Annotated in this window: 22 protein-coding genes; 16 read left to right on the top strand and 6 right to left on the bottom strand. The window is 61.0% G+C overall.

Translation table 11 applies throughout. The annotated features are described in order from the left end of the window. The first annotated feature begins 20 nt into the window (after nt 1-20). Nucleotides 21-500, top strand: coding sequence for a cyclic pyranopterin monophosphate synthase MoaC (gene moaC / locus QTI68_RS03800; protein WP_286519752.1), 480 nt, complete (start codon nt 21-23; stop codon nt 498-500). On the opposite strand, the gene QTI68_RS03795 is transcribed toward moaC, so the two are convergent. Continuing rightward, complete coding sequence (locus tag QTI68_RS03795) at nt 485-2,044, bottom strand: PglL family O-oligosaccharyltransferase (protein WP_353506396.1); 1,560 nt, start codon at nt 2,042-2,044, stop codon at nt 485-487. The two genes, moaC and QTI68_RS03795, sit on opposite strands and share 16 nt — an antisense overlap. Nucleotides 2,045-2,326: 282 nt before the next feature. Between QTI68_RS03795 and QTI68_RS03785 the strand changes: the two genes are divergently transcribed. The 7 genes from QTI68_RS03785 (at nt 2,327) to QTI68_RS03755 (ending at nt 10,594) form a co-directional block, all read left to right on the top strand. Continuing rightward, nucleotides 2,327-2,830: a type IV pilin protein gene (locus QTI68_RS03785; protein ID WP_353506395.1), complete on the top strand. Its 504-nt coding sequence runs from the start codon at nt 2,327-2,329 to the stop codon at nt 2,828-2,830. A 16-nt stretch (nt 2,831-2,846) separates the two neighbouring features. Beyond that, nucleotides 2,847-3,452, top strand: coding sequence for a pilus assembly FimT family protein (locus QTI68_RS03780; protein WP_286519750.1), 606 nt, complete (start codon nt 2,847-2,849; stop codon nt 3,450-3,452). A gap of 5 nt (nt 3,453-3,457) precedes the next feature. Then, nucleotides 3,458-3,928 carry a type IV pilus modification PilV family protein gene (locus tag QTI68_RS03775; RefSeq protein ID WP_286519748.1) on the top strand — a complete coding sequence of 157 codons (471 nt, stop codon included), beginning with the start codon at nt 3,458-3,460 and terminating at the stop codon, nt 3,926-3,928. A gap of 10 nt (nt 3,929-3,938) precedes the next feature. Further along, nucleotides 3,939-5,057, top strand: a complete 1,119-nt coding sequence (locus QTI68_RS03770) for a PilW family protein (RefSeq protein WP_286519747.1) — start codon at nt 3,939-3,941, stop codon at nt 5,055-5,057. After that, a complete protein-coding gene (locus QTI68_RS03765; protein ID WP_286519746.1) occupies nt 5,058-5,762 on the top strand; it encodes a pilus assembly PilX family protein in 705 nt (234 codons plus the stop codon). A gap of 43 nt (nt 5,763-5,805) precedes the next feature. Continuing rightward, nucleotides 5,806-9,765, top strand: coding sequence for a pilus assembly protein (locus tag QTI68_RS03760; protein ID WP_286519745.1), 3,960 nt, complete (start codon nt 5,806-5,808; stop codon nt 9,763-9,765). Between the two features lie 79 nt (nt 9,766-9,844). Continuing rightward, on the top strand, nt 9,845-10,594 hold the full coding sequence (locus QTI68_RS03755; RefSeq protein ID WP_286519744.1) for an energy transducer TonB: 750 nt from the start codon (nt 9,845-9,847) through the stop codon (nt 10,592-10,594). 19 nt (nt 10,595-10,613) lie between these two features. On the opposite strand, the gene QTI68_RS03750 is transcribed toward QTI68_RS03755, so the two are convergent. Then, nucleotides 10,614-10,934 (bottom strand): hypothetical protein, encoded by a 321-nt coding sequence (locus QTI68_RS03750; RefSeq protein WP_286519743.1) that lies wholly within the window; start codon nt 10,932-10,934, stop codon nt 10,614-10,616. A 289-nt stretch (nt 10,935-11,223) separates the two neighbouring features. After that, complete coding sequence (locus QTI68_RS03745) at nt 11,224-12,513, bottom strand: nucleotide sugar dehydrogenase (protein WP_286519742.1); 1,290 nt, start codon at nt 12,511-12,513, stop codon at nt 11,224-11,226. 147 nt (nt 12,514-12,660) lie between these two features. On the opposite strand from QTI68_RS03745, the gene QTI68_RS03740 reads away from it, so the two are divergent. Genes QTI68_RS03740 through QTI68_RS03705 form a run of 8 tightly spaced genes read left to right on the top strand, consistent with a single transcriptional unit; the run spans nt 12,661 to nt 21,878 of the window. Further along, nucleotides 12,661-13,845, top strand: coding sequence for a glycosyltransferase (locus QTI68_RS03740; RefSeq protein WP_286519741.1), 1,185 nt, complete (start codon nt 12,661-12,663; stop codon nt 13,843-13,845). Next, nucleotides 13,842-14,519, top strand: a complete 678-nt coding sequence (locus QTI68_RS03735) for a class I SAM-dependent methyltransferase (RefSeq protein ID WP_286519740.1) — start codon at nt 13,842-13,844, stop codon at nt 14,517-14,519. Before QTI68_RS03740 ends, QTI68_RS03735 begins: the two co-directional genes overlap by 4 nt. Before the next feature lie 31 nt (nt 14,520-14,550). Then, nucleotides 14,551-15,180, top strand: coding sequence for a class I SAM-dependent methyltransferase (locus tag QTI68_RS03730; protein ID WP_286519739.1), 630 nt, complete (start codon nt 14,551-14,553; stop codon nt 15,178-15,180). Beyond that, a complete protein-coding gene (locus tag QTI68_RS03725) occupies nt 15,177-16,634 on the top strand; it encodes an MOP flippase family protein (protein WP_286519738.1) in 1,458 nt (485 codons plus the stop codon). The genes QTI68_RS03730 and QTI68_RS03725 overlap by 4 nt, the downstream gene beginning before the upstream one ends. Before the next feature lie 46 nt (nt 16,635-16,680). Next, on the top strand, nt 16,681-17,652 hold the full coding sequence (locus tag QTI68_RS03720) for a glycosyltransferase family 2 protein (RefSeq protein WP_286519737.1): 972 nt from the start codon (nt 16,681-16,683) through the stop codon (nt 17,650-17,652). Between the two features lie 4 nt (nt 17,653-17,656). Then, on the top strand, nt 17,657-19,645 hold the full coding sequence (locus tag QTI68_RS03715) for a hypothetical protein (protein ID WP_286519736.1): 1,989 nt from the start codon (nt 17,657-17,659) through the stop codon (nt 19,643-19,645). Beyond that, nucleotides 19,608-20,732 (top strand): UDP-galactopyranose mutase, encoded by a 1,125-nt coding sequence (gene glf / locus QTI68_RS03710; RefSeq protein WP_286519734.1) that lies wholly within the window; start codon nt 19,608-19,610, stop codon nt 20,730-20,732. Before QTI68_RS03715 ends, glf begins: the two co-directional genes overlap by 38 nt. A gap of 39 nt (nt 20,733-20,771) precedes the next feature. Then, complete coding sequence (locus QTI68_RS03705) at nt 20,772-21,878, top strand: glycosyltransferase family 4 protein (RefSeq protein WP_286519733.1); 1,107 nt, start codon at nt 20,772-20,774, stop codon at nt 21,876-21,878. Here QTI68_RS03705 and QTI68_RS03700 read toward each other — a convergent pair. The 3 genes from QTI68_RS03700 to QTI68_RS03690 are packed head-to-tail and all read right to left on the bottom strand — an operon-like array spanning nt 21,842 to nt 26,057. Then, a complete protein-coding gene (locus QTI68_RS03700) occupies nt 21,842-23,068 on the bottom strand; it encodes a glycosyltransferase (RefSeq protein WP_286519732.1) in 1,227 nt (408 codons plus the stop codon). The two genes, QTI68_RS03705 and QTI68_RS03700, sit on opposite strands and share 37 nt — an antisense overlap. Beyond that, nucleotides 23,065-24,084, bottom strand: a complete 1,020-nt coding sequence (locus QTI68_RS03695) for a glycosyltransferase family 2 protein (protein ID WP_286519731.1) — start codon at nt 24,082-24,084, stop codon at nt 23,065-23,067. The genes QTI68_RS03700 and QTI68_RS03695 overlap by 4 nt, the downstream gene beginning before the upstream one ends. Beyond that, a complete protein-coding gene (locus QTI68_RS03690) occupies nt 24,081-26,057 on the bottom strand; it encodes a tetratricopeptide repeat protein (protein ID WP_286519729.1) in 1,977 nt (658 codons plus the stop codon). Before QTI68_RS03690 ends, QTI68_RS03695 begins: the two co-directional genes overlap by 4 nt. Nucleotides 26,058-26,069: the final 12 nt, after the last annotated feature.

Raw genomic sequence — 26,069 nt, 5'->3', positions numbered from 1 at the left:
CTCAGCGGAACGTTCACACAATGAGTTCTCTCACCCATTTCGACGACCAGGGCCAGGCGCACATGGTCGACGTGGCGGCCAAGCCCGCGACCCACCGCGTGGCCGTGGCGACCGGCCGCATCGAGATGATGCCGTCGACCCTGGCGCTGATCGAATCCGGCACCGCCAAGAAAGGCGACGTGCTCGGCATCGCGCGCATCGCCGGCATCCAGGCCGCCAAGAAGACCAGCGACCTGATCCCGCTGTGCCATCCGCTGGCGCTGACCCGCGTGGCGGTGGCCTTTGCGCTGGCCGATGGCGGCGTGCCGCAGGTGGCCTGCACCGCGACCGTCGAGACCGTGGGGCCGACCGGCGTCGAGATGGAGGCGCTGACCGCGGTGCAGGTGGCGCTGCTGACCATTTATGACATGTGCAAGGCGGTCGACCGCGGGATGCGCATCAACGACGTGCACGTGCTGGAGAAGCACGGGGGCAAGTCGGGGAGCTACGTGGCGGGCTGAGGCTGTTCGGCCGCGTCGTCGGCCAGCGGCAGGCCGGCGAGCCAGCGGCTGTATTCGCGCGGGAAGGCCGCCATGAAGCGCACGGCCTGGGCGGCCGCCTCGTCCGCCTTGCCCAGCAGCACGGCGCTGTCGATCAGCTTGACGATCACCGACGGCTCGGGCGAGTAGTGCAGCACGCGTTCAGCGAGCGCGTGCATCTCGGCCGCGTTGGTGGGGGTGACAGGGGTCAGCGTCAGGCGGGCGAAGGCGACCGGTGCCTCGAAGAGCAGCGAGCGCTGCGCCTGGTCGAGCGGGTGGTCGCGGTAGGCCCGCAGCCGCTGGTCGCGCGCCAGATAGACCTGGCTGATCCGGGTGTAGTCCCAGGCGGCGTAGCTGACCACGGCCATCAGAGCCAGCGCGCAGGCCATCGGGACGGCACGCGCCGCCAGCGGCAGGACCCGGGGCGAACGCCGGGCTGCCGGTGCCGGTGCCGGCCAGAGGAAACCCAGGCACAGCCCGAAGACGAGCTGGAACGGCCCGAACCACAGCGGGTATTCGAGCAGGCTGTGCAGGACGATGACGGCCAGCAGGCCCCAGGCCATCAGCCGGGCCGGGTCGGCCTCGCGCCACGGACGGGCGGCCCACACCAGCCAGCCGAAGCCGCCGCAGACCAGCAGGGCGGCCGGAATGCCGAGCTCGACCGCGAGGTGCAGCGGCAGGTTGTGGGCGTTGTCGAGGATCTCGACGAAGCGCGGACCGGCATAGAGCGTGCTGTAGTGGGCGAACTTCAGCTCGCCCCAGCCCCAGCCGGCCCATGGGTGCAGGGCGATGAGGTCGATGACGTTTCGCCAGAGCACCAGCCGGCTGTGGGCGTCCGGAGCGCCGTCGCGCAGGCGGGCCAGTATGCCTTCGACCTCGGAACCGGCCAGGTGGGGCAGTAGCCAGGAGGCTGTGAAATAGGCCAGCACCAGCGAGACCAGGACCAGGGGGTGCGGAAGACGGAGTAGCCGCGCAGTAGCGCGTCGACGCTCGCGCCAGGCCAGGAAGGCCGCAGTGCCAGCGATCAGCAGCAGTTGGAGCAGGCCGGTGCGGGAGGTCGCGGCGGCGGCGGCGACGACCAGCAGCAGGGCGGCCGGTGCCAAAGCGGCGCGGACCCGGCGACCGTGCACCGCGTGCAGCCACAAGGCCGCGATCAGCGCCATGCTGATCAGCGAGGCGAACTGGTTGCGCTGGCGCAGGTTGCCGTAGGCCTGGCCGGGTTCGGGGGCGGTGGTCCAGGGGACCAGGGGCTCGGCGCAGCCGTCGTACTGGAGGAGGCCGAGGACGGCATTGAGCAGGCCGGCGATGAGAAGCGCCCAGGCCCAGGGGGCCGGCGAACCGGCGCGCGCCATGCCGGCGCCGAGGCAGGCGGCCATGCCCACCATCGCCAGGGCGAAGACGGTTGCAGCGGCCAGGGGGATGTCGTGGCCGTGGCCGAGGATGGGCGCGAGGGTGGCTGTGGTGAGCCAGGTGATCAGGGGTCGGGAGGGCAGACGGGTCGGTGCGAGGCCTGCCAGCAGGGCCACGCAAGCCCAAGTCGCCAGTTGCTGCGGGGTGTTGACCGAGGGTCCTTCGGCGAATGGAAATAGAAAAGGCAGAGCAATCAGCGTGGCAAACGCGATTTTTCCGACTGCATTCAAGACCATTTCCCTTTTTCACTCAACTCAGAATGAGAACCAAAGATCAATTCAAGCCATGAAAAAGTTCACAGATTGACCGCTCGCGAGCGACGAAAGGAAGCACGGCGCTGACGGGCGGCAAGGGGTGAAACGGGCAGGACAGTGACAATTTGTGACCTAAATCAAGCAATGCGGACAAAGGTCATCACAGTGCAAAACGTTTCCCAATCTCGTTGCCGGTCGACGGGCTTCACGCTCATCGAAGTCATGATTGTGGTGGCGATCATCGGGATCCTGGCCGCCGTGGCACTGCCTGCGTACAACGACTATGTGCGGCGCGGCCAGCAGCCGGAGGCCTTCAACGCGCTGGCCCTCTACCGCTCGAAGATGGAGCAGTACTACCAGGACAACCGCAACTACGGGTCGGCGGCCACCGCCTGCGCCGACGACCCGTCCGCCAACAGCTGGCACACCTTCCCCACCACGATCAAGTACTTCAGCTTCGATTGCCGCGCCAACACCAAAGCGGGCGACGCGAAGCAGCAGAGCTACACCATCACGGCGACAGGCGTTGCGGGCAGCATGAGCGGGTACGCCTACACCATCAACGAGAACGGCGACCGCACCACGACCCAGTTCAAGGGCGTCGACTCGACCGCCCAGTGCTGGCTCACGAAGAGCGCGACCTGCTGATCGCGCGGGAATCACCATGCGCCAACGCGGCTTCTCGATCATCGAAATCGTCGTCACCATCGCGGTGCTGGCGCTGCTGCTCTTCGCAGCGATGCCGAGCCTGGGCACCTGGCTCGACAACACGCGCATCCGCAACGTCGCCGATTCGCTGCAGAACGGGCTCCAGTTGGCGCGCGGCGAGGCGGTCCGGCGCAACCAGAACGTCTCGTTCTGGCTGGTCGAGGTGAACGATCCGTCGCAACTCACCAACGACTGCACGCTCTCGGGCAGCAGCGGTTCATGGGTCGTGAGCGTGAACTCCCCGATTTCGCATTGCGCCGACGCCCCCTCGATCATCTCGTCGCCCATGATCGTCACCGGCCGTGCCGTCGGCGACGCTGGAGGCCGGGTCTCGGTGGCCGCCGTGCAGGCCGATGGCGCCACGGCAGGCACCACCGTCACCTTCAACGGCTTTGGACGCATTGCGAACACCGACCCGATCCAGAAGATCGACGTGACCGGAACGGCCACGGGTGTCACTTACCGCAACCTGCGCATCGCGATCACGTCGGCGGGCCAGGTGCGGATGTGCGATCCGGCCGTGAGCGACGCCAACGACCCGCGCAAATGCCCAGCCGAGTAACCGCGATGCATGCACCCCAACGATTCCAACGCACGGCGCGCCCAGCGCCGCAGCTTCCACGGCAGCGCGGCGCCGGCCGCCGGAGCGAACGCGGCATCGCACTGATCGAAGTGCTCGTCGCGTTGCTGATCTTCATGCTCGGCGTGCTCGGCCTGGTCGGGCTGCAGACTTCGATGACGCGCGCGCAGACCGAGTCCAAGATCCGCGCCGACGCGGCCTACCTGGCGAGCGAGGCGGTCGGGCGCATGTGGTCCGACTTGACCAACCTCGCCAGTTACAACGGCACGAGCTGCGCATCGCTCGATCGCTGCAAGGAATGGCAAGGCAAGGTCGCAAGCGGCCTGCCCGGCGGCAAGGGGGCGATCACCGTCGACGTCCCGACGGGCGACGTCTCGATCGAGATCGACTGGACCCTGCCGAGCGGCGAAACCCACAAGTACGTGACCTCCACCACGGTCACCAAGGCAGGGAAATGACATGCCGGACATGACCAAGTCAACGAGCTTCTCGATGAACAGGCAACGCGGGTTCACGCTGGTCGAACTCATGGTCGGCCTGCTGCTGGGCATGCTCACCGTGCTGGTGATCAGCCAGGTGTTGTCGGTGGCCGAAGGCATGAAGCGCTCGGTGTCCACGGGCAGCGACGCGCAGGTCAACGGTGCGCTCACGCTGTACACACTGCAGAGCGATATCCAGATGGCCGGCTATGGGGCGACCGCTAGCACCGACGCGCTGGGCTGCCTCGTCAAGCGCCAGTTCGACGCCGGCGGCACGGCGTTCACGTTCCCCCTGGCGCCCGTCGTCATCACGGACGGCGCCAATGGTGCACCCGACACCATCACCGTGCTGCAAGGTCGGACCTCTGGATTTTCAGCACCGATGATCCTCACGGAGGACCATCCGAAGACCACGGCGTATTTCACCGTGGCATCCACGCTGGGCGCCGTCGCCAACAACATGATGATCGCGGTGCCCAAGGTGCAGGGAGTCAACGCATGGTGCACGCTGTTCAACGTCACGAACGACACGTCGGCCACCGAGACGACCCTCACCACCACGCGCCTTCCGCACGCGGTCGGCGCTGCAGGCAAATGGAACCAGAGCGCCATCTTTCCGGATGCCGGCTATCTGTCAGGCAGCTATGTCCTGAACATGGGCTCGATGGTCTATCGCACCTATTCGGTGGACAGCGCCAACAATTTCGCGGTCACCGAGTTGTCGCCCACCACCGGCGGCACCAACACACAGGAACTCTTTCCGCAGATCGTCAACCTGCAGGCAATGTACGGCAAGGACACCAACAACGACGGCGTGGTCGACACCTACGACACGACCCTGCCCACCACCAACGCCGGCTGGCTGCAGGTGCTGGCGATCCGCGTCGCCGTGGTGGCGCGCAGCGGCCAGTACGAGAAGGAGGAGGTCACACCGACCGCCCCGCAGTGGGACGTCGGGGCCACCGGCACGATCAGCGGCACCACAACCTGCAACGGGACCAGCAAGTGCATCGCGCTGAAGGTGGACAACCTCACCGACTGGAAGCACTACCGCTACAAGGTCTACGACACGGTGATCCCCTTGCGCAACATGCTCTGGAACTCCTGAATGAGCACCATCGACCATTCCCATATCCGCCGACGCATGCCTCATCGTCGAGGCATGCAGCGCGGCGTGTCGCTGATCTTCGCGCTGATCACCCTGGTGGCACTGATGCTCGCCACCCTGGCGCTGATTCGATCGGTCGACACCAGCGCGCTGCTGATGGGCAACCTCGGTTTCAAGCAGGATGCCACCACCAGCGCCGACCAGGCCACCCGCAAAGCCCTCGACTGGCTGACCCTGAATAGCGCCAGCCTCAACCTCGACGTCGGCGCCAAGGGCTACTACGCGAGCACCCTGGAACTGGATACGGACGGCACGACGGTTCTGCCGCCCGTGGACGTCACGGGGCGCCAGTTCGCCAGCACCGACCCCCGCCAGCTGGTCGACTGGGACGGCGACGGCTGCAAGTACATGTCGGGCGGCACTTGCGGCGTGCTCAGCGCCAGCGCCGGCACCATCAACGGCAACACCGCGCGCTACGTGATCTTCCGGCTGTGCTCCAAGCCCGGCGACTACGCCCTGGACAAGACCATCAGCTGCGCCAAGCCGATCGCCAGCAGCGGCAATACGGCGGGCAAGCGCGGCGAGCTGAACTACACGGACTCGGCTCGTTTCGCCGGCGGTTCAGGCCCGTACTACCGCATCGTGGTGCGCGTGCAGGGCGCGCGCAACACCGCCAGCTACACCGAAACGATCGTGCATTTCTGAAAGAGGGAACGCCCTTGCGGCGTCAGCAGAGGAACCCCAGGCCATGAAACAACAACCGTCCCCATCGCGCCGCCCCCCCCACGGGTCTCACGCAAGCCGCATCCTCCTGCTGGTGGCCTGCGCCCTGCTGGCGGGCACCTTCGCGTCCGGCAGCCCGGCCGCCATCACCGACCTGTCGAGCCAGCCGCTGGCCACGCTGCCCAACGTGGAGGCCAAGCCGAACCTGTTGTTCATCCTGGACGATTCGGGAAGTATGGATAGCGCCTATATGCCGGACGACATGAGCGATAGCGGCAAATATGGCTACCGGTCGGCGCAATGCAATGGCGTCGCCTATGACCCGACGCTGACCTATACGCCGCCGCTGCAATCCGACGGCAAGACCTCGTACACCAAAGCGACCTTCGCCAAGGCGCTGGACGACGGCTACAACAGTACCGGCTCGACGACAGACCTGACCAACGCCTACTACTACGTGTACAACGGCGTCGGCACCGGGAGCAGCAATGTCCGCCAGCCGAAGATGGGCTGGGTCTACGACACGAACGGCGTGGTCAGCAACCCCTTCTACACAGAGTGCACGATAAGCACCGGCAGCAGCACCACCATCTTCACGAAAGTGACGATGACCAGCGAATCGGCCGCGCAACAGCAGAACTACGCCAACTGGTATTCGTTCTATCGCAAGCGCTACCTGCTCATGCGCACCGCGATGGGCCAGGCGATCGCCGCGCTCGATTCGAGCTACCGGGTCGGCTTCAGCACCATCAGCGACACCGGGGTGGTCGACGGCACGAACTACTTCCGGGACATCAAGGACTTCGACAGCACCCAGAAGGCCAACTTCTACAACAGCCTCTACAGCGCGCCGCCCAGCAGCTGGACGCCATTGCGCGGCGCGTTGTCCAAGGCCGGCCGCTACTACGCCAACAAGGCTTCGGGCCAGACCTCCGATCCCGTGCAGTACTCGTGCCAGCGCAACTACACGCTGCTGTCGACCGACGGCTACTGGAACACCAACACGGAGAGTGCGACTTACGGACCGTTCAAACTCGACGGCGTGACCAACGTCGGTCAGCAGGACGGGGCCGAAGATCGCCCGATGCGTGACGGCGCCTCGAAGGGGACGATTGCCGTGACGACCTCGACGGCAAAGGCGTACCGCAACGAAACCAGCACAATCACGCGCACGGCCTATTGGAGGCAAAAGCAGACCACCGTGTCCTCGTCCAAGAAGGACAAGAACGGCAAATACACCGTCACGACAACCGTTCAGAACCAGATCTCCAGGCGAGCCCAGACCCAGACGCGCACCGCGGTCACCGTGCAGGTCGGCACTGCGACCCGAACGACGACGGTCACCACGCCCGATGGTGGCTCGCCGACCACGACGGTCAGCCCCATCACCTACTCCGATTGGGTCAACACCGCCCAGGTCACGGTGACGGACCCCGCCAGCGACAACGGCACGCCGACCAGATTCGACGATGACGGCAACGCCACATCGACCTCGGTGACGCAGGCGACCCCCGGCAACGACGGCACCACGACGACGACGGCTCAGCGAGACCCCTGGACCACCTCGTCGCCTGTCCTCGCTTACAGCACGCCGAACCCGCCGGCCAACAACGCCTTCGTCGCCGGCCCCACCACCACCACGACGGGCTCAGTGGGTGGCGATTCCAACACGCTGGCCGACGTGGCCGAGTACTACTACGCCACCGACCTGCGCACCACCGACCTGTCGAACTGCACCACCAGCAGCAGCGACGACGTCTGCGCCAACCTGGTCCCCGAGGTGGGCAGCGACAAGGCCAGCTGGCAGCACATGAACACCTTCACAATCGGGCTGGGGGTGAGCGGCACGCTGACCTACGACCGCAACTATCTGACCCAGACGGCCGGCTCCTATGCCGACCTCAAGAATCCCAACGGCGCAGTGAACTGGCCCGATCCGACGCTCAAGGAAGGCGCCACGCGGGTCGACGATCTCTGGCACGCAGCAGTCAACGGCCGCGGCCAGTACTACTCGGCGCTGAGTGCCAGCGCACTCACTGAAGCCATCAACGGCGTGGTCACGTCCGTTCAGCAGCTCCCCGGATCGGCATCGGCGGCATCGACCAGTTCGCTCGAACTGGTGGCTGGCGACAAGAACCAGCTGTACAAGGCCAGCTACACGACCAGCTTGTGGACTGGCGACTTGGAGGCCTTCACGCTGAAGGGCGAGGACGCATCGCTGTCGCTGGACCATGTGTGGTCGGCGCAAGCCCTGCTGGACACGACAGCGGCCTCGGCGCGCAAGATCTACTTCAGCAACGGCAGCGCACTGCAGAGCTTCACCTACGCCAACCTCAGCACGGGCCAGAAGGCGTACTTCGACAACCTGTGTTCCCAGACGGTGAAGGCGTCGCAGTGCGCCACACTCTCGACGGCCACCGACACAAAGCGCCCCGTAAGCGACAAGATGCTCGCCGAGACCGGCAGCAACCTGGTCAACTACCTGCGCGGCGATCGCACTTACGAATCCAGCACCGTCGACGCCTCGAGCAACGCGGTCGGGGCACTGTACCGCAAGCGCAGCCATGTGCTGGGCGACATCGTCAACGGCGCTCCTGTGCATGTCAGCAAGCCGCCGTTCAGCTATGCGGATGCGGGCTACGCCGACTTCCTGGCCAACAATGCGACGCGCAAGCCGATGGTGTACGTCGGCGCCAACGACGGCATGCTGCACGCTTTCTCGGCCGACACGACCGATGGCGGCACCGAGGTCTGGGCCTATGTGCCGACGAGCGTCATGCCCAATCTCTACAAGCTGGCGAATAACAACTACGCAGCGAACCACCAATACTATGTGGACGGCGCCCCCGTCATGGCCGACATCAAGGCGGGCGGCGTCTGGAAAACGATCCTGGTGGGCGGCTTCAACAAGGGCGGCAGCGGCTACTACGCCCTTGACATCACCGACCCGAACAGCCCGAAGGCCCTGTGGGAATTCACGGACACCAACCTGGGCCTGAGCTACGGCAACCCGGTCATCACCAAGAACAAGGATGGCGTCTGGGTGGTCGTGTTCGCCTCCGGCTACAACAACACCGCCGACGGCAAGGGCAGGCTCTTCGTGCTCGATGCCAGCACCGGCGCCAAGATGATGGACCCCATCGCGACGACCGCGGGCAGCGCTGGCACCCCGAGCGGCCTGGCGAAGATCAACGCCTGGATCGACAGCCCGAGCAACAACACCGCCACCCGCTTCTACGGCGGCGACCTGATGGGCAACCTCTGGCGCTTCGACACCGACGGCCTGGTGGAACCCCACCAGGGCGCCCTGCTGCTGGCCAAGTTCCAGCTCGACGCCAGCACGCCGCAGCCGATCACGATCAAGCCAGAGACCGTCGACGTGGGCGGCGTTCCGGTGGTCGTGGTGGCGACCGGCCAGTACCTGGGCACCACCGACATCATCACCACGACCCAGCAGAGCATCTATGGCATCAAGGACACGCTGACGAACACCGGCTGGGGGGATGTGCGCGCCGACACCACCGACTTCATCACCCAGACCTTCACCTTGACCAACGATGCGAACGGGCACCCGATCTCCGCGGCCGTCACCGACAACAGCGTCGATTGGGCGACCAAGGGCGGCTGGCGAGTGGACCTGCCGCAGTCGGGCGAGCGTGTGTCCAGCAACCTGGGCCTGCAGTTCAGCACGCTGTCGATCGGTACGACCATCCCGAGCGGCAACGCCTGCAAGTCGGGTGGCGCTTCATGGCGCTACTACCTCGACGTCACCAACGGCGGCGTGGTCAACACCAACCCCGCCGGCGTGCTGTGGAACAACAACGCCCTGATCGTCGGCATGAGCTGGATCAAGGACAGCAACGGCAACGTGCGCATCATTTACCAGAACAGCGACGGCTCCATCAAGAGCGAGATCCCGCCGATCATCCAGTCGTCGGGCGCCGGGAGCGCACATCGAACCTCGTGGCGCGAGCTGACCGATTGATGATGCGGCCATGACGGCGGCGGCGGATGCGGTCGCAGGCGGGCTCCCTCGGCCCGCACGCGCATCGGGATGGACCGACATGCACACGCGTTACGCCTTGCCGCTGTGCGTGGCTGCTTCGCTGGCGGCGCACCTGATGCTGTTGACCATGCAAACGCACACGGAGCGGCCTGGGCAGGCCACACATGCGAGTTTGGGCTCGCCGGGCAATCTGAGGCTGCGGCTGGTCGACGGCGCAGCGAAGCCGGAGACGGGCGCCGCGGCCCATGACGGGCCGTCGCGGCCCGCCCCGGCCGCCGTGGCGAAACCCTCCCCTCGCGTCAGTTCGCAAACGTCCTCGCGCCTCCTCCCCACGCCGGAGCCTCCCGCTGAGGCGCCGACGACGCATGCCGCGGAGAATGCTCCGCCGGTCGCCGCCGAGTCGGGCACGCCGGCGATCGCGGTTCCCGTCGCGACCAGTGTGGACGACGAATATGTGCCCCGCCCCTTGCTGTCAGTCCCGCCCGTTGCTCGGTCGCCGGTGATCATTGCAGCACCCGAAGGCCTGGCGGACTCGAGCCGCCACGTGGGCATCCTGTCGCTGTTCATCGACGAGGACGGCCGTGTGCACCACGTGGCCGCCGACGAGGCGGCGCTGCCGCCGGCCTACGAGCAGGCTGCGCGCGAGGCGTTCATGGCGGCGCGGTTTTCGCCCGGCCAGATCGATGGGCGGTCGGTGAAATCCAGGGTACGGGTGGAAGTCGTGTTTGACAACCTGCCGTTAATGACGACTCGGCCGCGGGCGATCTCGGACACTGCTACAGATCGCGCCATCGGCAATTCGCAGTGATGCCGATTCAGCAGCGCGTCTATCGCGCCTTCGCCTTTGCTTTCAGGGCCTTGCGCGCCGCCTTGCGCAGCACCTTCTGCAGCGCATCGCAGGCGGCATCGATGGCCTGCATGCGGAGCTCGAACTCCGCATTGACCGCCGCCACGAGGGCGCCCAGTTCGGCCGGCGTGGCGCTGAACTCGTCGTGCTCGCGCAGGTGGAAGGGCCGGATGAAACGCTCGATGCAGACGCAGGCGCGGTACACATCTTTGAGGTCGCCCAATCGGTCGGCGACGTCGATGGCGCGGCTTTGGGCGGGCGTTGCGGGGGAGTGCGCGGGTGCGCGAGAGGATTTAGCCATGATGGCCTCCAAGCAGTTCGGTTTGCAAAAACCGCCGCACCCAACGCCAATTGGTGGCGGCGACTCGAACAGGTTGGCGTACCGGGAACTGCTTGCGCAAACCGGCGAGCCTCGCGGCTCCCTGCCCGAGCCGCCAAAAAAATGGAGGCACGAACGACGAAGCCGCAGACTTACTGCGGTAGAGACTGCGGCTTGCGTCGCAGCAGTTACTTGGGACGCCAATCCCGATCACGCCATTTTTGACGTGACGGCCGCAGTATAGCGACGAGACTTGGCAGATGCAGCGGACTCAGGCGCGCACGACGTTGGACGCCCGCTCCAGGTAGACGCCTCGCGTATCGACGATCAGCTTGGCGTTCGCCTGGATCATCGGATAGTCGAACACATCATGATTCGTTGCCACCAGCACCACGTCGTACGAAGCCACGGACTCGGGCGTGAGTTCGACGCTCGAGAGGTCGAAGTGATGCTCGCGCATGGTCGGGAATATGGGCACCCAAGGGTCCGCGTAGGCCACGATGGCGCCGCGTGCTTCGAGCAGTTCCATGAGCACAACGGCAGGCGACTCGCGCATGTCGTCGACATTCTTCTTGTAGGCAATGCCGAGGACCAGGATGCGGCTGCCCTTCACGGCGCGCTCGCGCTCGTTCAACGCGTCGCTCACTTTCTGGATCACCCACTGCGGCATGTCGCTGTTGACCTGGCCGGCAAGCTCGATGAAGCGGGTATTGACGCCGTACTCTCGCGCCTTCCAACTCAGGTAGAAAGGGTCGATCGGGATGCAATGGCCGCCGAGGCCCGGCCCGGGGTAGTAAGGGACGAAACCGAAGGGCTTGGTTGCAGCGGCGCGGATGACCTCGTAGATGTCGATGCCCATGCGATCGGCGATGATCTTCATCTCGTTCACCAACCCAATGTTGACCGCGCGATGAATGTTCTCGAGGAGCTTGGTCATTTCCGCGACCTGGGTGGAACTCACGGGCACGACTGTGTCGATCACATTTCTGTAAAGTGCGACGCCGGCCGCCAAGCAAGCCGGTGTGCATCCGCCGACCACCTTCGGAATGGTCTGTGTCTTGAAGTCGGGATTGCCCGGATCTTCGCGCTCCGGAGAGAACACCAAGAACACATCCCTGCCCACCTCGAGGCCAAGCGATTCAAGCCGCGGCTTCAACTCTTCGACGGTCGTACCGGGATAGGTGGTGCTTTCGAGCGCAACCAACTGCCCGTGCCGAATGTACGGAAGCAATGCATCCATCGTTCCGGTGACGAAACGCAGATCGGGCTCCCTGTGCTTGTCGAGAGGAGTTGGGACGCAAATAATCAGGGCGTCGACTTCACCGGCGCGAGAGAAGTCAATGGTGGCAGAGAAACCCCGACTGACTCCCTGCGCGAGCGCCTCGTCACCGATGTGCTTGATATAGCTGTGAGCCGCCGCGATCGCATCCACTTTGGCCGGGTCGATGTCAAAGCCCAGCACAAGGGTACCGACCTCCGCAAAACGCAAGGCCAACGGAAGCCCGACATAGCCGAGGCCAACGATGCCGACGGTACGGGCAGAGGATTCGCGATGGTTCATCAGGTTAAGGTCATTCAAAGGGATCAACAATTGCACACGAGCGTAGCGCATATGAGCAAGATCACGCAAAACTCACAGCGGCTTGCAGATTTCTGCGTTCCCTGCGAACGCTGCCGCCATCGGCGCAAACGCGCGCGGTAGGTGTCGATGAACCCGGCCACGCCGCTGCCCACCGTCATTGTCTATACGTCAGCATTGCTGCCGTACTCCGAGACCTTCATCAAATCGCAGGCCCTCGCGCTCAGGTCATGGCATGCAGTGTTGGTAGGCGAGCGCGTGCTGCGCGACGGACTTCCGCTTACGGGGCTGGAGATCATGACCCTGTTGCCGGACGACGCGCCACCATGGCAGCGCCTCGTGTTCCGGCTGGCGCGGCGCTGGGGGCGGCCCCATCCCGGCGTCTTGCGGCGATTGCGCAGCCTGGGCGCCGAACTGGTGCACGCCCACTTCGGCCCATCCGCCATCGACATCTGGCCTTACGCGCGCAAACTCGGCTTGCCGATGCTGGTCACCCTGCACGGTTATGACATCAACATCCAAAGGACGTGGTGGGAAAGCGGTCAGGGCGGGCGACGGCAACGCAGCTACCCTGCCAAGCTCCTGCAGCTCACACGGGAGTCCGACGTGCACTTCATCGCCGTCTCCGAGGCCATCGCCTCTCGCGCGGTGGCATACGGAATTCCCCGCGACAAAATTTCCCTTCACTACATCGGCGTCGACACCGCTCTGTTTGCGCCCAGTGTCGCGTCAACGGGTCCACGCGCGAAGCGGGTGCTGTTCGTCGGCAGGTTGGTCGAGAAGAAAGGCGCGACCTACCTTCTACAGGCTTTTGCCCGCGTCCGGATGAGAGTCCCGGACGCAGAGCTTGTTATCGTCGGCGACGGGCCCCTGCGGGCGCAGCTCGAGCAGCAAGCCGTTGATCTAGGCATCGCCCCGATCTTCACAGGTGCGTTGCCAGGCGAGTGCATCCGGTACGAAATGGCAAAAGCCCGAGTACTCTGCCTGCCAAGCGTCACGGCGTCGAATGGCGACGCGGAGGGACTGGGGCTTGTCCTGCTCGAGGCTCAGGCTTCGGGCCTGCCCGTGGTTACATCGGCCCGAGGAGGCGCCGAGGAGGCCATACTCCACGGTAGCTCAGGATTCCGGCATGGCGAGATGGACGTCGCCACGCTAGAGGAACATATAGTAGCCATATTGGCGGACGACCTTCTTTTCGAGCGATTGTCCGCATGCGGTGTGAACTACGTCGGGAAGAATTTCGACCTTTTCCGCCAATCGGAAAAACTGTCCGCCATCTATGCAGAAATGTCCCAGGACGCAAAACGGCCATGAAGCGAATCATCGACCGAATTTTCAGAAATAAAAGAGAGTTCACGAACTCAACAGATTATTGGCGTGAGAGGTATCGCAGGGGCGGCAACTCCGGCGCTGGCTCCTACAACCATCTAGCCGAATTCAAAGCCGAGGTGCTGAACAAGATCGTAGTCGATCAAAAAATAGACAATGTCATTGAATTTGGAAGTGGGGATGGAAATCAGCTCACGCTTGCCAATTATCCAAAATACACGGGATTCGATGTCAGCAAAGATGCGATCGCACTTTGCAAAGCCAAGTTTTTCGGAGACCACACCAAGAACTTTATGTATTTGGAGGACTACAACCTCTCCAAACATCAGGCTGATCTAGCATTGTCGCTCGATGTTATATTTCATTTAATCGAGGACGACGTTTTTGACGACTACATGCGCCGGCTCTTTGATTCTTCGCGCAACCTCGTTGTCATCTATTCATCAAATACGGACGACAACTCTGAGGTAGAGGCAGATCACGTCAAGCATCGAAAATTCACTCGCTGGATCGAGGCTCACCAATCCCACTGGCGACTTGTCGACATCATCAAAAACAAGTACCCATACGACGGAAATCATGAATTGACGTCTTTCGCCGATTTTTTCGTTTTTCAAAAATTACCGAAAATCAAACAGGCTGATGTACCCCGTCCATAGGTTCACACATAATTGGCTGATCAAGGAGCTCGTGAACCGTCAGGTGCAGATGCGCCTACCCCGACTCACCGGCGCAGTGGTCGATTTGGGTTGCGGCGTCCGGCCATTCGCGCCTGATATTGAAGCGCACTGTGACAGCTATCTCGGCGTGGACTGGGAGAACACGCTTCACGGGCTGCGCGCCGACGTCGTCGCCGACTTGAATCACCGCCTTCCTTTCGAGGACCGCACCTTCGATAATGTCGTATCGTTCGAGGTGATTGAACACTTGGCGGAGCCTGACACCATGCTCGCAGAGGCATGGAGAATTCTCAGGCCTGGCGGCGGCATCACACTGTCCGCCCCATTCCAGTGGTGGCTTCACGAAGCCCCTTGGGATTACCAGCGATTCACACGCCACGGTTTCGACTACCACTTGCGCAAGGCCGGCTTCGTAGATATCAAGATCGCGCCCACATCCGGCTTTTGGTCGATGTGGATACTAAAGCTCAACTACCAGACCGTACGGCTCATCCGAGGCCCAAAAATTCTTCGATTTGCCATCAGAGCCTGCCTCGTGCCATTCTGGTTTATAGGGCAAGTCACAGCCAGGGCACTCGATCGCCATTGGCACGCGGAAGAGGAAACCGCCGGCTATTTTGTAACGGCGCGCAAGCGGTGAAATTCAAAGACAGCACCGTACTCGCAGGACGCTGGACCGCGCTCTCGGCTTTCGGTCGCTTGATCCTCCAGTTGGCGCAAACGATGATTTTGGCACGACTGCTAGGCCCGCATGAATTTGGAACAATGGCCGTTATATCCGGCTTCATTTCAATTGCCATCGTTCTGGCGGATCTCGGTCTCAGCCGATCGCTCATTCACTTTCAGGACATACCCTCAGATACGCTGTCGTCACTCTATTTCCTCAACCTCCTCGTCGCCTGCATTTTGGCAGCTATGACTGTCATTGCCGCGCCACTACTGGGTCGTTTGTACGACAATTCTTCCATGCCAACGGCGATCGCCTTAGGCAGTCTTGTTTTCCCGTTCACGGCTTTCGGGCAACAATTGAGAGTTTTGGCAGAAAAAAGGTTAGATTTCAAGCTTGTTGCTTGGGTGGAACTGGCCTCCTCGATAACGGGCGTCGTCATTGCAGTATTTGCCGCACTTGTAGGCATGGGGGTTTACGCGCTTGTACTGGGAATGCTTGCAACCGCCTTGATGAACAGCGCGATGTCGTGGATTCTTCTGGTTAATGACTGGAGGCCCCGCTTCCGGCTCCATGCCAGCGGACTCAGTCGATACATCACGTACGGACTTCATTTGGCCGGAGAGAATTTTGCGAACATAGCCAGAATGCAATTAGACGTCTTGGTCGCAGGATCCATTGCGCCGCCGGCAACGGTAGGGTTTTATTCTGTGTCAAGGGATTTATCTTTACGGCTAGCCAACAGTTTTGTAAATCCGATCATTACAAAGCTCAGCTTGCCCATCATGGCAGAAGCGCAGAACGATCGAGCTCGGCTGAAGACGCTGTATATGGCCACCATTCGAATGGTGTCGGCGATCAATTTTCTTCTCTATGCGATTTTGGGCCTCTTCGCAGAAGATATAGTTCTGGTACTTTACGGAAGTCAATGGCGAGGTGCGATCTATTTTCTCCAGGGTTTTTCTGCATGGAGCCTGATCCGGTCGACGGGAAATCCCGTGGGCACTCTGCTTTATGCAACGGGAGAGACGCGTCGCGCACTCTATTGGAATATTGCGCTGCTGGCCATCGTGGGGCCGATGATCTGGCTTAACGGTATTTTTGGAAATATGCAGAGCTTGATGTGGACGCTGGTTCTCACGCAGGGTGCCACATACATTTTTGCCTGGCGATACCTTGTTTATCCCCTCTGCGGCGCTTCACTCAAGGAGTACATTGCCCAATCGGTTCCCGCATTGATTGCGTCGTTGATCAGCTGCGCTACAGCCGTGGCGGCCACTTCAATGATGGATGCTGGATTGATGCGACTCGCAATAGGTTGTGGTTTGAGCTTCATTCTGTATGGTCTTCTCAGTTGGTTCATCAACAGAGGTTGGGTACGTGCGATGCTACAAATTTTTGACGTTTCTCTGGCAAAGAACCTGTAATTGCAGAGCGAGAAATTATCATCTGAATTGCGGATGAAATATCAACATGAAATTTCCCTTGGTCAGCGTCGTCATTCCCACCGCTTCGCGGCCGCATTTTTTGCACAAAGCGATCGAAAGCGCCCTGGCCGGCATGGGCGCCGACATCGAGGTCGTTGTGATTCCGAATGGCAGCGACGAGAGTTGGAAAACTTTGCTGCATAGATACCTCAACGATTCACGAGTGAGTTTTTTCCCGATCGAGGTCGGTCATGGCAACGTTGCGAGAAACGCAGGCTTGCATCGCGCCAGCGGCAAGTACGTACGGTTTCTGGATGATGACGACGAGATCTACCCTGATACAGCAGTACGTCAATATGAAGCCATGGAGTCCCATGACTTCGATCTGTGCTCCGCTGCGGTGGAACTTGTCACCGCAGACGGCCGGTCTCAGGAAATCTGGGCCGTGCCAGATTCCGACGATCCCGTGAGTGCTACGCTTGATTCCAAGCGTCTCACCTTGCCAACGGCTCACGTCTACCGGCGAAGCTTCATCGAGCGTAGTCGATGGAGCCCGGCTGTCGACATTGGGCAAGATATTCATTGGGCATATCAGCTTTGCCGGCGGGAAATCTCTTGGGCAAAGGTTCCGGGGGTCGCCGGGATGTGGCGCCAGCATGATGGCCCAAGAACATCGCGATCAGATTCCATCGAAAAGATACATCGCCTGACCGCCGAACTGAGTTTCCAGCTGATTCATGAATTGAAGGCAAACTCGAGTCTGACGAACGAAAGAGCATCGGCAGCTGCCAATGGACTTTGGTTTTGTGCGCACAATTCGTTTTATCTGAATCCGAGGTATTGGACTGAAGTTATCGTGCGAATCATGAACCAATTCCCGGGTACATACCCGGATGTGGGATGGTATCGCACGAAAATTGGCGGGATGATACATCCACTGTTTTTTGAACGGACAATGCTTCCAAAACGCCGTCTCAATCGAGCGCTCGAGTCACTGCGTGAAAAGTATAGGAATTGAATCCGTGAGCGACAAAATCAAAGGCGATGTCATCTGCTGCGGCTTCGATGTCTACGACACTTGCATTTCCCGTAGACTCGCCGCGCCTGTTGACCTTTTCTATGCGCTCGGATTGAAAATACATGCCCTCTTTCCACAAACAAGTGAAGCTCCCGCCTTTGCACATCGCTTCATGCTTCACAGAATTCTCGCGGAGCGCAAAGCGAACCGACTTTTGGGTAGAAAACGCACCGCACACATCAGTGCGATCTATCGATCGTTCGACATCGAACTTCCCGCTCCAGCGACCGCACTGATCGAAATTGAAATGGAATTGGAGCGGGAATACACATACCCGATTTCAGAAACAATAGACCATATAAATTCGCAAAGGGCGAAGGGCAAGAGAATTATTTTTATATCAGACATGTACTTGCCCAGAGACTACCTCGAGGAAACCCTGCTTCGATTCGGCATGATGATTCCGGGCGATGGTCTCTATGTGTCGAGCGACTCCAGCTTGACCAAGCGTTCAGGCGAGCTCTTCAAACTTGTGATGCAGAAGGAAGGGATTACTCCGCGGCAATTGTCCTATTTTGGTGATGATCGAAAAGCAGATTTGATAGTCCCTCGAAAACTGGGTATCCGTGCCAGTCAGTTCTTGAGAAGCCACCTGACGAAAAGCGAGCACCGCCTGCGCGCAAGGTCGTCAATGGCCGGGGAGGCGGCTTCCGAATACGCAGCGCTGTCGAAGCGGCTAAGACTCACGGCCGACGCCGAAGAAGCGGCGATCGACTCGCTTCTCTCTGCTGTCGCACCGACTCTGGTGTGCTTTGTGGACTGGGTCCTGAAGCGCGCTCGAGAGGAAGGCATCCGAAGGCTCTATTTTGTTGCTCGAGACGGGGACACCCTGTTCCGGATCGCTTCCGTCCTGGTTGGTGATAGCAAGGACATCGAGTTAAGGTACTTGCATGGCTCAAGACAGGCTTGGCTGGCGCCTTCGTTGGATTTTTCGGACGACAGTTGGAAGCGGCTGCTGTTCACGCCAGCCCAATCGAACAGTCGACTTGATGTTCTGAAGCGGCTTGGGTTGACTCGCGATGAGGCGGAATTGATCTCGAAAGCGACGGGAGAGCGGATCGACGAAACACCGCTGACAGAGATTCAGTTCAACAGCTTTGTCGAAGCGTTGCTGGAACATGATGTGGCAGGAAGAATCCTAGCGGCTCACGTGAGCCACCTTCGGGAAGGCGTGTTGGGCTACCTGACGCAACAGAACATGTTCGATGGCACGCCTTGGGCGCTGGTCGATGCAGGATGGAGCCTGAATTGTCAGGCGGCGTTGAAAAGAATCGTTCAAGGTAGACTTCATGGCCAAACGGCGCCGATTGGCTTCTACTTCGGACTTGCGAAGAACCACTTTTCGGCGGATCTCGCAGGAATGGCATTTTCATTTACGCCCGTAGGGTCTATTTTTTCGAGACGGAGGGTCGTCATCGAGCACTGCTTCATGCCATCGCCCAGTGCGTCGACGATCGGCTACGCAATCGATCCCGAAGGAAGATTCGCTCCGCAATTTGCGGCTGAGACTCGATCCCGTGCAGAGATTGATCTGGCCAGGAAGATCCAGGCGTTTGCAGGCCGCTATGCTGCAGCCGCAGCTTCCGATTCGAGGCTGATGATGGCCATCGGCAACCGGCACATCGACACCTGCCATATGGCCGCTGAATTCTTGATGCGACCGAGTCGGGAAGACGCCTTGATTCTGAGCTCGATGAAAGTCAATGCCGACGTTCAGCACGTTTCGGAACGCACGCGAACCCTGTGCAAGCGGCTCGGGGTGGTAGATATTGCAGCCATCGTTGCAACCTTCTTTTCTGCGCGATTCAGGTCGCGCGAAGCGACAACGCTTTGGCTCGAAGGCTCGGCCGCGATCTCGCCTTTCTATGTTCAGATAATTCTGCGGGTTTTATTAAATGTCGATCGCATCAGGCAAGACGGCATCCGGGCCTAAGCGCCGCATCTGTGTCGTGGGCGCTGGATTCGCGGGCTGCGTGGTCGCCCGCGAGCTGGCGGACGCCGGATGCTGGGTGTCGCTGATAGACCGCCGCCTTCACATCGGCGGCAACGCCTACGACGAGACCGACGCGCAGGGCGTACTGATCCACACCTACGGCCCCCATATCTTCCACACCAACGCCGAGCGCATTTCGCTCTACCTGTCGCGCTTCACTCAATGGCGTCCCTATGAGCATCGGGTCCAGGCCGTCGTCGGCGGCACGAACTACCCGTTTCCGATCAACCGAGACACCGTCAACCGCCTCTATGGTTGGGATCTAGACGAAGCCGGTGTGGCAGCCTTCTTCGAACGCGTACGAGAGCCGCGCGATCCCGTGCGCTCGAGCGAGGACGTGGTGCTGAACAGCGTCGGCCGCGATCTGTACGAGAAGTTCTTTCTGAACTACACGCGCAAGCAATGGGGCTTGCCGCCGTCGGAACTGAAGGCGGGCGTCGCGGCGCGTGTCCCGGTGCGCACGAACACGGACGACCGCTACTTCACCGACTCGTTTCAGGCCATGCCCTTGCACGGCTACACGCGCATGTTCGAGTCGATGCTGGACCACCCCGGCATCACGCTGCAGCTCGGTGTGGACTATGCCGACGCACGCGGCGAGCGGGGCTTCGACCACATCGTCTACACCGGCCCCATCGATAGTTATTTCGATCGCCGATTCGGGCCGCTTCCCTATCGATCGCTCCGCTTCGAGCATGTGCATCTTCCTCAGGAGCGATTCCAGCCGGTCGGCACGGTCAACTATCCGAACGACCACGAGTTCACACGCATCACTGAATTCAAGCACCTCACCGGCCAAGTGCACGCCGGCACCTCAATCGTGCGTGAGTATCCGCACGCTGAAGGCGAGCCCTATTACCCGATTCCCTCTGACGACAATGATGCTCTGTACGAGCGCTATCGGGAGTTGGCCGAGGCGGAGACGGGCGTCACCTTCGTCGGCCGCTTGGCGCAGTACCGCTACCTGAACATGGATCAGGTCGTCGGCTCGGCACTGGCTGCGGCCAAAAGCCTGATCGAAAGGTAGGACGGGTTGCGAATCGCCTTCCTTTGCAAGCGGCGCTACATGAGCAAGGATGTCATCTCGGACCGCTATGCGCGGCTCTACGAAATGCCGCGCCAGCTCGCGCTTCATGGTCACGATGTCCTGGGTCTGTGCCTCGCCTACAGACCACAGACGGCGGGAAGATGGATCCACGAGGCTGCACCCGGCCAATTGCAGTGGAGCGCCCGATCGCTGGGGCGCATGCCGCTGCCCGGCCTGCTTGCGTATCCGTGGCAGGTCCTGGACGAGCTTCGCGGCTTCGCGCCGGACGTGCTGATTGGTGCCTCGGACATTCCACATGCGGCCCTGACGGCGTGGCTTGCTCGACGGCTCAAGGTGCCATACGCCATCGATCTCTATGACAATTTCGAAGGCTTCGGCCAAGCTCGAATTCCCGGCTTCGTGCCGGCGCTGCGCAGCGCGACCCGCCATGCCGCACTGGTGACGACCACGAGCACACCCCTGCGTGAGTTCGTTCTTGAAGAGTACGCAGTGCAAGGGGAGGTCCTTGCGCTGGAAAGCACCGTCGACCGAGCGGTGTTCCGTCCACGCGAGCAATTGACCTGCCGCCGCGCCCTCGGGCTGCCCGAACACGCGCGCCTGATTGGCACCGCGGGCGGTCTGTACCGCGACAAGGGCGTGTTGCCGCTCTACGATGCGTGGCGCCTCTTGTCCGAGCGAATGCCCAACGTGCATCTGGTCCTCGCTGGGCCGCAGGACCCGGAGCTACCCGCGCCGAAGGGGCCTCGTGTACACGATCTCGGCCAACTCGAGCACGCGCGCGTGGCCGAGCTGTTCTGTGCGCTCGACGTGGGCGTCATCTCGATCCTGGACACAGCTTTCGGACGCTTCTGCTTCCCGCAAAAGGCCTATGAGATGCTGGCCTGCGGCCTGCCCGTCGCCGCGGCCGACGTCGGCGCGATGTCCACCTTGTTCGCTGCAACGCCTCAGGCGCTTTTCGAGTCAGGCCACGCCGAGCAACTCACCCGGGCGATCGAGCGCCAGTTGCTTGCGCCAGTTCGGCCTCGCATCGAGATCGAAGACTGGTCTCAGCTGATCGGTCGAATGGAGAGCCGCCTGCAACACATCGTTCAACCAGGGGCGGCATTGCGCAGCAGGGCGGCGTAGCGTTCGGCAATCCGGTTCCAGTCAAGCCGATCGCGCAGTTGGCCCCTGATTCTCAGCGCGTGGGCCCGCGCACGCTCAGGGTCAGCCAGTGCCTCAACTATGCGCGCAGCCAGTGCATCGTGGTTCTTGGGATCGACGGTCAATTCGGCCGTGGAGACGCCGAAGATGTCTTCAATGCCGGCCACATGGCCCACGACCACGGGACAGCCACAGCCCAGTGCCTCCATCAGCGCGACCGGAAGGCCTTCTTGATCGCCGGAGGCGGCCTGCACGAAGGGTGCGACGAAGATGGCGGCACGTCGATAGAGCGCGGGCAATTCGTCTTGCTTGACGGCTCCCAGAAAAGTGACTGAGTCGCAAAGACCACTCGCCCTCACCTGCGCGGCCAGGGACTCGGCATCCGGGCCGAAGCCCGCGACCGTCAGCCGAGCTTGCGGGAACTTGTCGAGCACCTGCCGCAGGACGGCGACCAGATGGGTCAGGCCCTTCTTCTCGACCAACCGACCCACGAACAGGATCTCGTCGACGCTGCGAGCCACTGTCGGCGACGGCGTGAAGCGACTGACCAAATCGACGCCCATAGGAAGCACCTTCACCTTGCGGGTGTCGGCACCGATCTCGAACAACTTTTCGCGCATCGCCTCGCTGACCACGCTGGCAGCAGCCGACCGGCGGACCACGAAACGCTTGACGGCTTCAAGCGCCGCGCCGCGCAAGGCGTAAAGATCGGCACCGTGCGACGTCACGACAAAGGGAGGCGCTTGCGGTGTGAAGAACGGAACCAATGCCGCGATGAGCCCCTGAGGAATGAGCCAATGTGCATGCATCACGTCGATCTTGCGTTTTCGCATCAGGCGCCAGGCATGCCAGGCCTGCATGAGCACGAAGCCCGGCACGAGCGCAAGCATCCAGCGATGGCGGCGCAGGTTGGTCACGATGCCTCCGTCGTTCACGAGGCGCTCCCAGCGCGACGGCGCATACCGATAGCGAATCACCTCGACACCGTCCATGAACTCGCGTTCCAGCGCACCATGGGCATGCGGACAGAGAGCGATCACATGGAAGTCCGACGTCATTCGTCGACACAACTCGTGGACGAAGCCCGGCTCCGTATCACCCTCCCAGCGAGGGTAGGTCGACGCCAGCACGAGCAACGTCGGCCGCGAAGCCTCACGCCCCGTCTCACTCATTCGGTGGGTCGCTGACGCGGCGGCTGCGGCTGTCCGTTGTCCGTGTCCTTGTACATCAGCGCGGTGATCTGCTCGGAAATCAGTCCGATCAGAAAGACGATCACCGAGGCGCTGAACATCAACACGCTCATGTTGGTGAAGCGCCCCTCCGTGAAGTACGTCTTGGCATAGTTCGCCAGCCCAGCTGCGAAGAAAGCCATGCTCACCGGCGCAAACAACTTGAGCGGCGAATACAGGGTTCCGATCTTGAAAATGATCAGCAGGAAGCGTAGCCCATCGCGCCAGAGACGGATGTGGCTCTGTGTGCCCGCCATCCGTGATTGCACTTCTATTGGGACGTAGGCCACCGTGTAGCCGGCTCGGAAGAAGGCCATCGTGCTGGTGGTCGGGTAGGAGAATCCGTTCGGCAGAAGATAGAGGAATTCGCGGAATCGGCTGGCCCGCACGACCCGAAAGCCGGAGGTGAGATCCCCGACTTTGCGGCCGACCATCCAGGAGGCGAGGCGGTTGTAGAAGGAGTTGGCCCAGCCACGATGCAAGTTCGCTTGGCCCTTGCTGTTGCGCTCCCCCACCACCATGTCATAACCCTTGCCGAATTCGGAAAGCAAGCGCAAGACGTCTTGGGCACGATGCTGGCCGTCACCGTCCATGAACACGATCAAGTCTCCGGTTGCGACGCGCGCTCCGGCCTTGATGGCGGCCCCATTGCCGGCGCCATACGGTCGGGAGAAGACGCGTGCACCGAGCGATTCAGCGACCGCCGCCGTATCGTCAGTCGATCCGTCGTCCGAGACGATGATCTCCGCTCCGGGTAAAGCTTGCGCGAGGGCCGGCAGCAGTTGGGCGAGGCCAGCGGCTTCGTTGCGCGCCGGAATCACGATGCTGAGCGACTGCTGGCGAACCCCCACCGATTCCGACACTCCGACGAGCGCTTCGAGGTTCCGATGTCCGGGTTCTGCAATCGTTGTTTGGCGGGAATCAGGCGTGGAGATCAGCATGCTCTTACTGTAGTTCATCGACGTTGCGCGGCCTCTCGAATATTTTGTCGCTCGAGTTCGATCTGTCGATGTAAAAGGGCATCCTTGTCTCGCAGTCCAGCGGTGTCCAGTTGCCCGAGAGCCTCCTCGAATTTCCCCTGTAAGGCCAGTGCTTGCGCGTACATGATTCTGGTCGACGCCCGGTCGCTGAGCTTCAGGGCCTGCAGGATCAGATCAATTCCTTTGTCAAGATCGTTGTACCTGTTGATGTAGTATTGCGCTGTGAGCTTTTTTATTTCAGATGCATCGTTCTTTGGAATTATCGGATTTTCGAGCGCCGCCCTCAGAATTTCGAGCGCCTGTTCGTCCGGAAGGCGACAATTTTGTTCGACTTGGCAAGAGACAAAAGAATTCAATGTCGCCGTATTGACAATTCTGAAGGGCCAGTTCTGAAGCCCAAACTTCGCCTTCTCTACTATTTGCGAATCGGGTTGCATGTTCCGAAAATAGGCCAGATGAATCCTAGCCATATATGGCAAGATCCCTGGTCGATAGGACTCCGTCGCTCGGACCAGGGCTTGATCGGCCAGTTCACCGAATTGATCATTTCCGGTGGTCTGCCTTAAGACCATGTAGTTGCGAGCCAACTCATAGTTGGCTCGCGCAGAAAGCGGATGGTTGGAGGCCTCCAATGCTGCCCAATCCACGATATTGGCCCATTGCAAGGCACGAATGTGAGTGATGAAACCAATGAGCACCAGATAGCCTACCAGCAGTCCGACCAGCAGACGTTTCAATTTATTTCTGTCAACACTCATCAAGGCAATCGGAAAAATCATGCAAATTCCGACGGTGGCGAAATAGTTGCGGTGCTCGTGGACCAACTCCAATGGAAAAACCGTTGACTCTAGCGAGTGAGCGATAAGAAACCAACCCCATGCGAACAACAGCGCGGGGAAGCGATTTCGCAAAAGGATCGTCGCGAGACTGATGACCAATAGACCACCGACCGACAAAATCGTTGTTATCGGATTGCAAATAGACTGCGAGATCGGAAAATCATCATGATAGAGCGACAGCTCTGAAAGACGTGGAAAGAGGATTAACCGCAAGTAGTAGAAAATCACCCGCGCTTCTGTAAGCCCGCGTTGGCGGACGTCGAAGTCGCGACTCGCGAAAGCGGCCGGCGCTAGCATCGCCGGAATTTTGAATAGCAAGGCATAGGCGCAGGCCAAGCCGACCAGCGCGGTGACGATGTGACGGAGCTCAATGCCGAGAATTCGAATAACTTTTCCGTTAAATCTAAATCCAAAGGCAAGGTATTCGATCCAAAGCAACAGGGGCGCAAAAAGCAGCCCACTCTCCTTCGCCAATGCTGAGAGCAGGAGCAGGATCATGACCAGGAATCCGACGACAACCGTCAAAAGTCCAGGCCTTCGAAAATTCGCGGAATCGCTAGTGCCTTCTCGATATCGTGCATAGATCAAAAGGGCACAGAATCCGAACAGCGCCGACAGACTGGTCATGCGTTGCACGACATAAAGAACGCCTGTCAAATTGATGGGGTGGAAGCCCCACAGCGCCGCGGTCAACCAACCAGACCATCCGCTAGCCGCATGTTCAAGCGCTCGAGGTGCACCTTTGCGCTGCAATGCCGGACATAGGATCTGGGCCAAGAGACCCACCAGGAGGGTATTACCAAGATGGATCAGCAAATTCACCAGCTTGAAATAATACGGATCAGCACCCCCGAAAAATAGATTGAGCGCGAAGGTGAGCAGGGCGACAGGCCGGCCCAACGGGCCTGCGTCACCGGACAACGATGCTGTCCATAGCTCCGCCCACTGGAGCGATGAAATCCGAAGATTTTGATTCTGAAGGATATTGACGTCGTCGTCGAAAACGAAGCTTCCATGCAGACCCGGTGCATAGCATGCTGCAATGACGCCGAGAAGAAGCACCCAGCGCAACCACGTTGCGCCGGATATGCTGTCGATGCGCGAGCTGGTCAACACGGATGTCAA

The sequence above is a fragment of the Variovorax sp. J31P207 genome, assembly GCF_030316965.1.
Lineage (GTDB): Bacteria > Pseudomonadota > Gammaproteobacteria > Burkholderiales > Burkholderiaceae_C > Variovorax > Variovorax ginsengisoli_B.
This window is presented reverse-complemented; position numbering and strand designations above follow the sequence as displayed.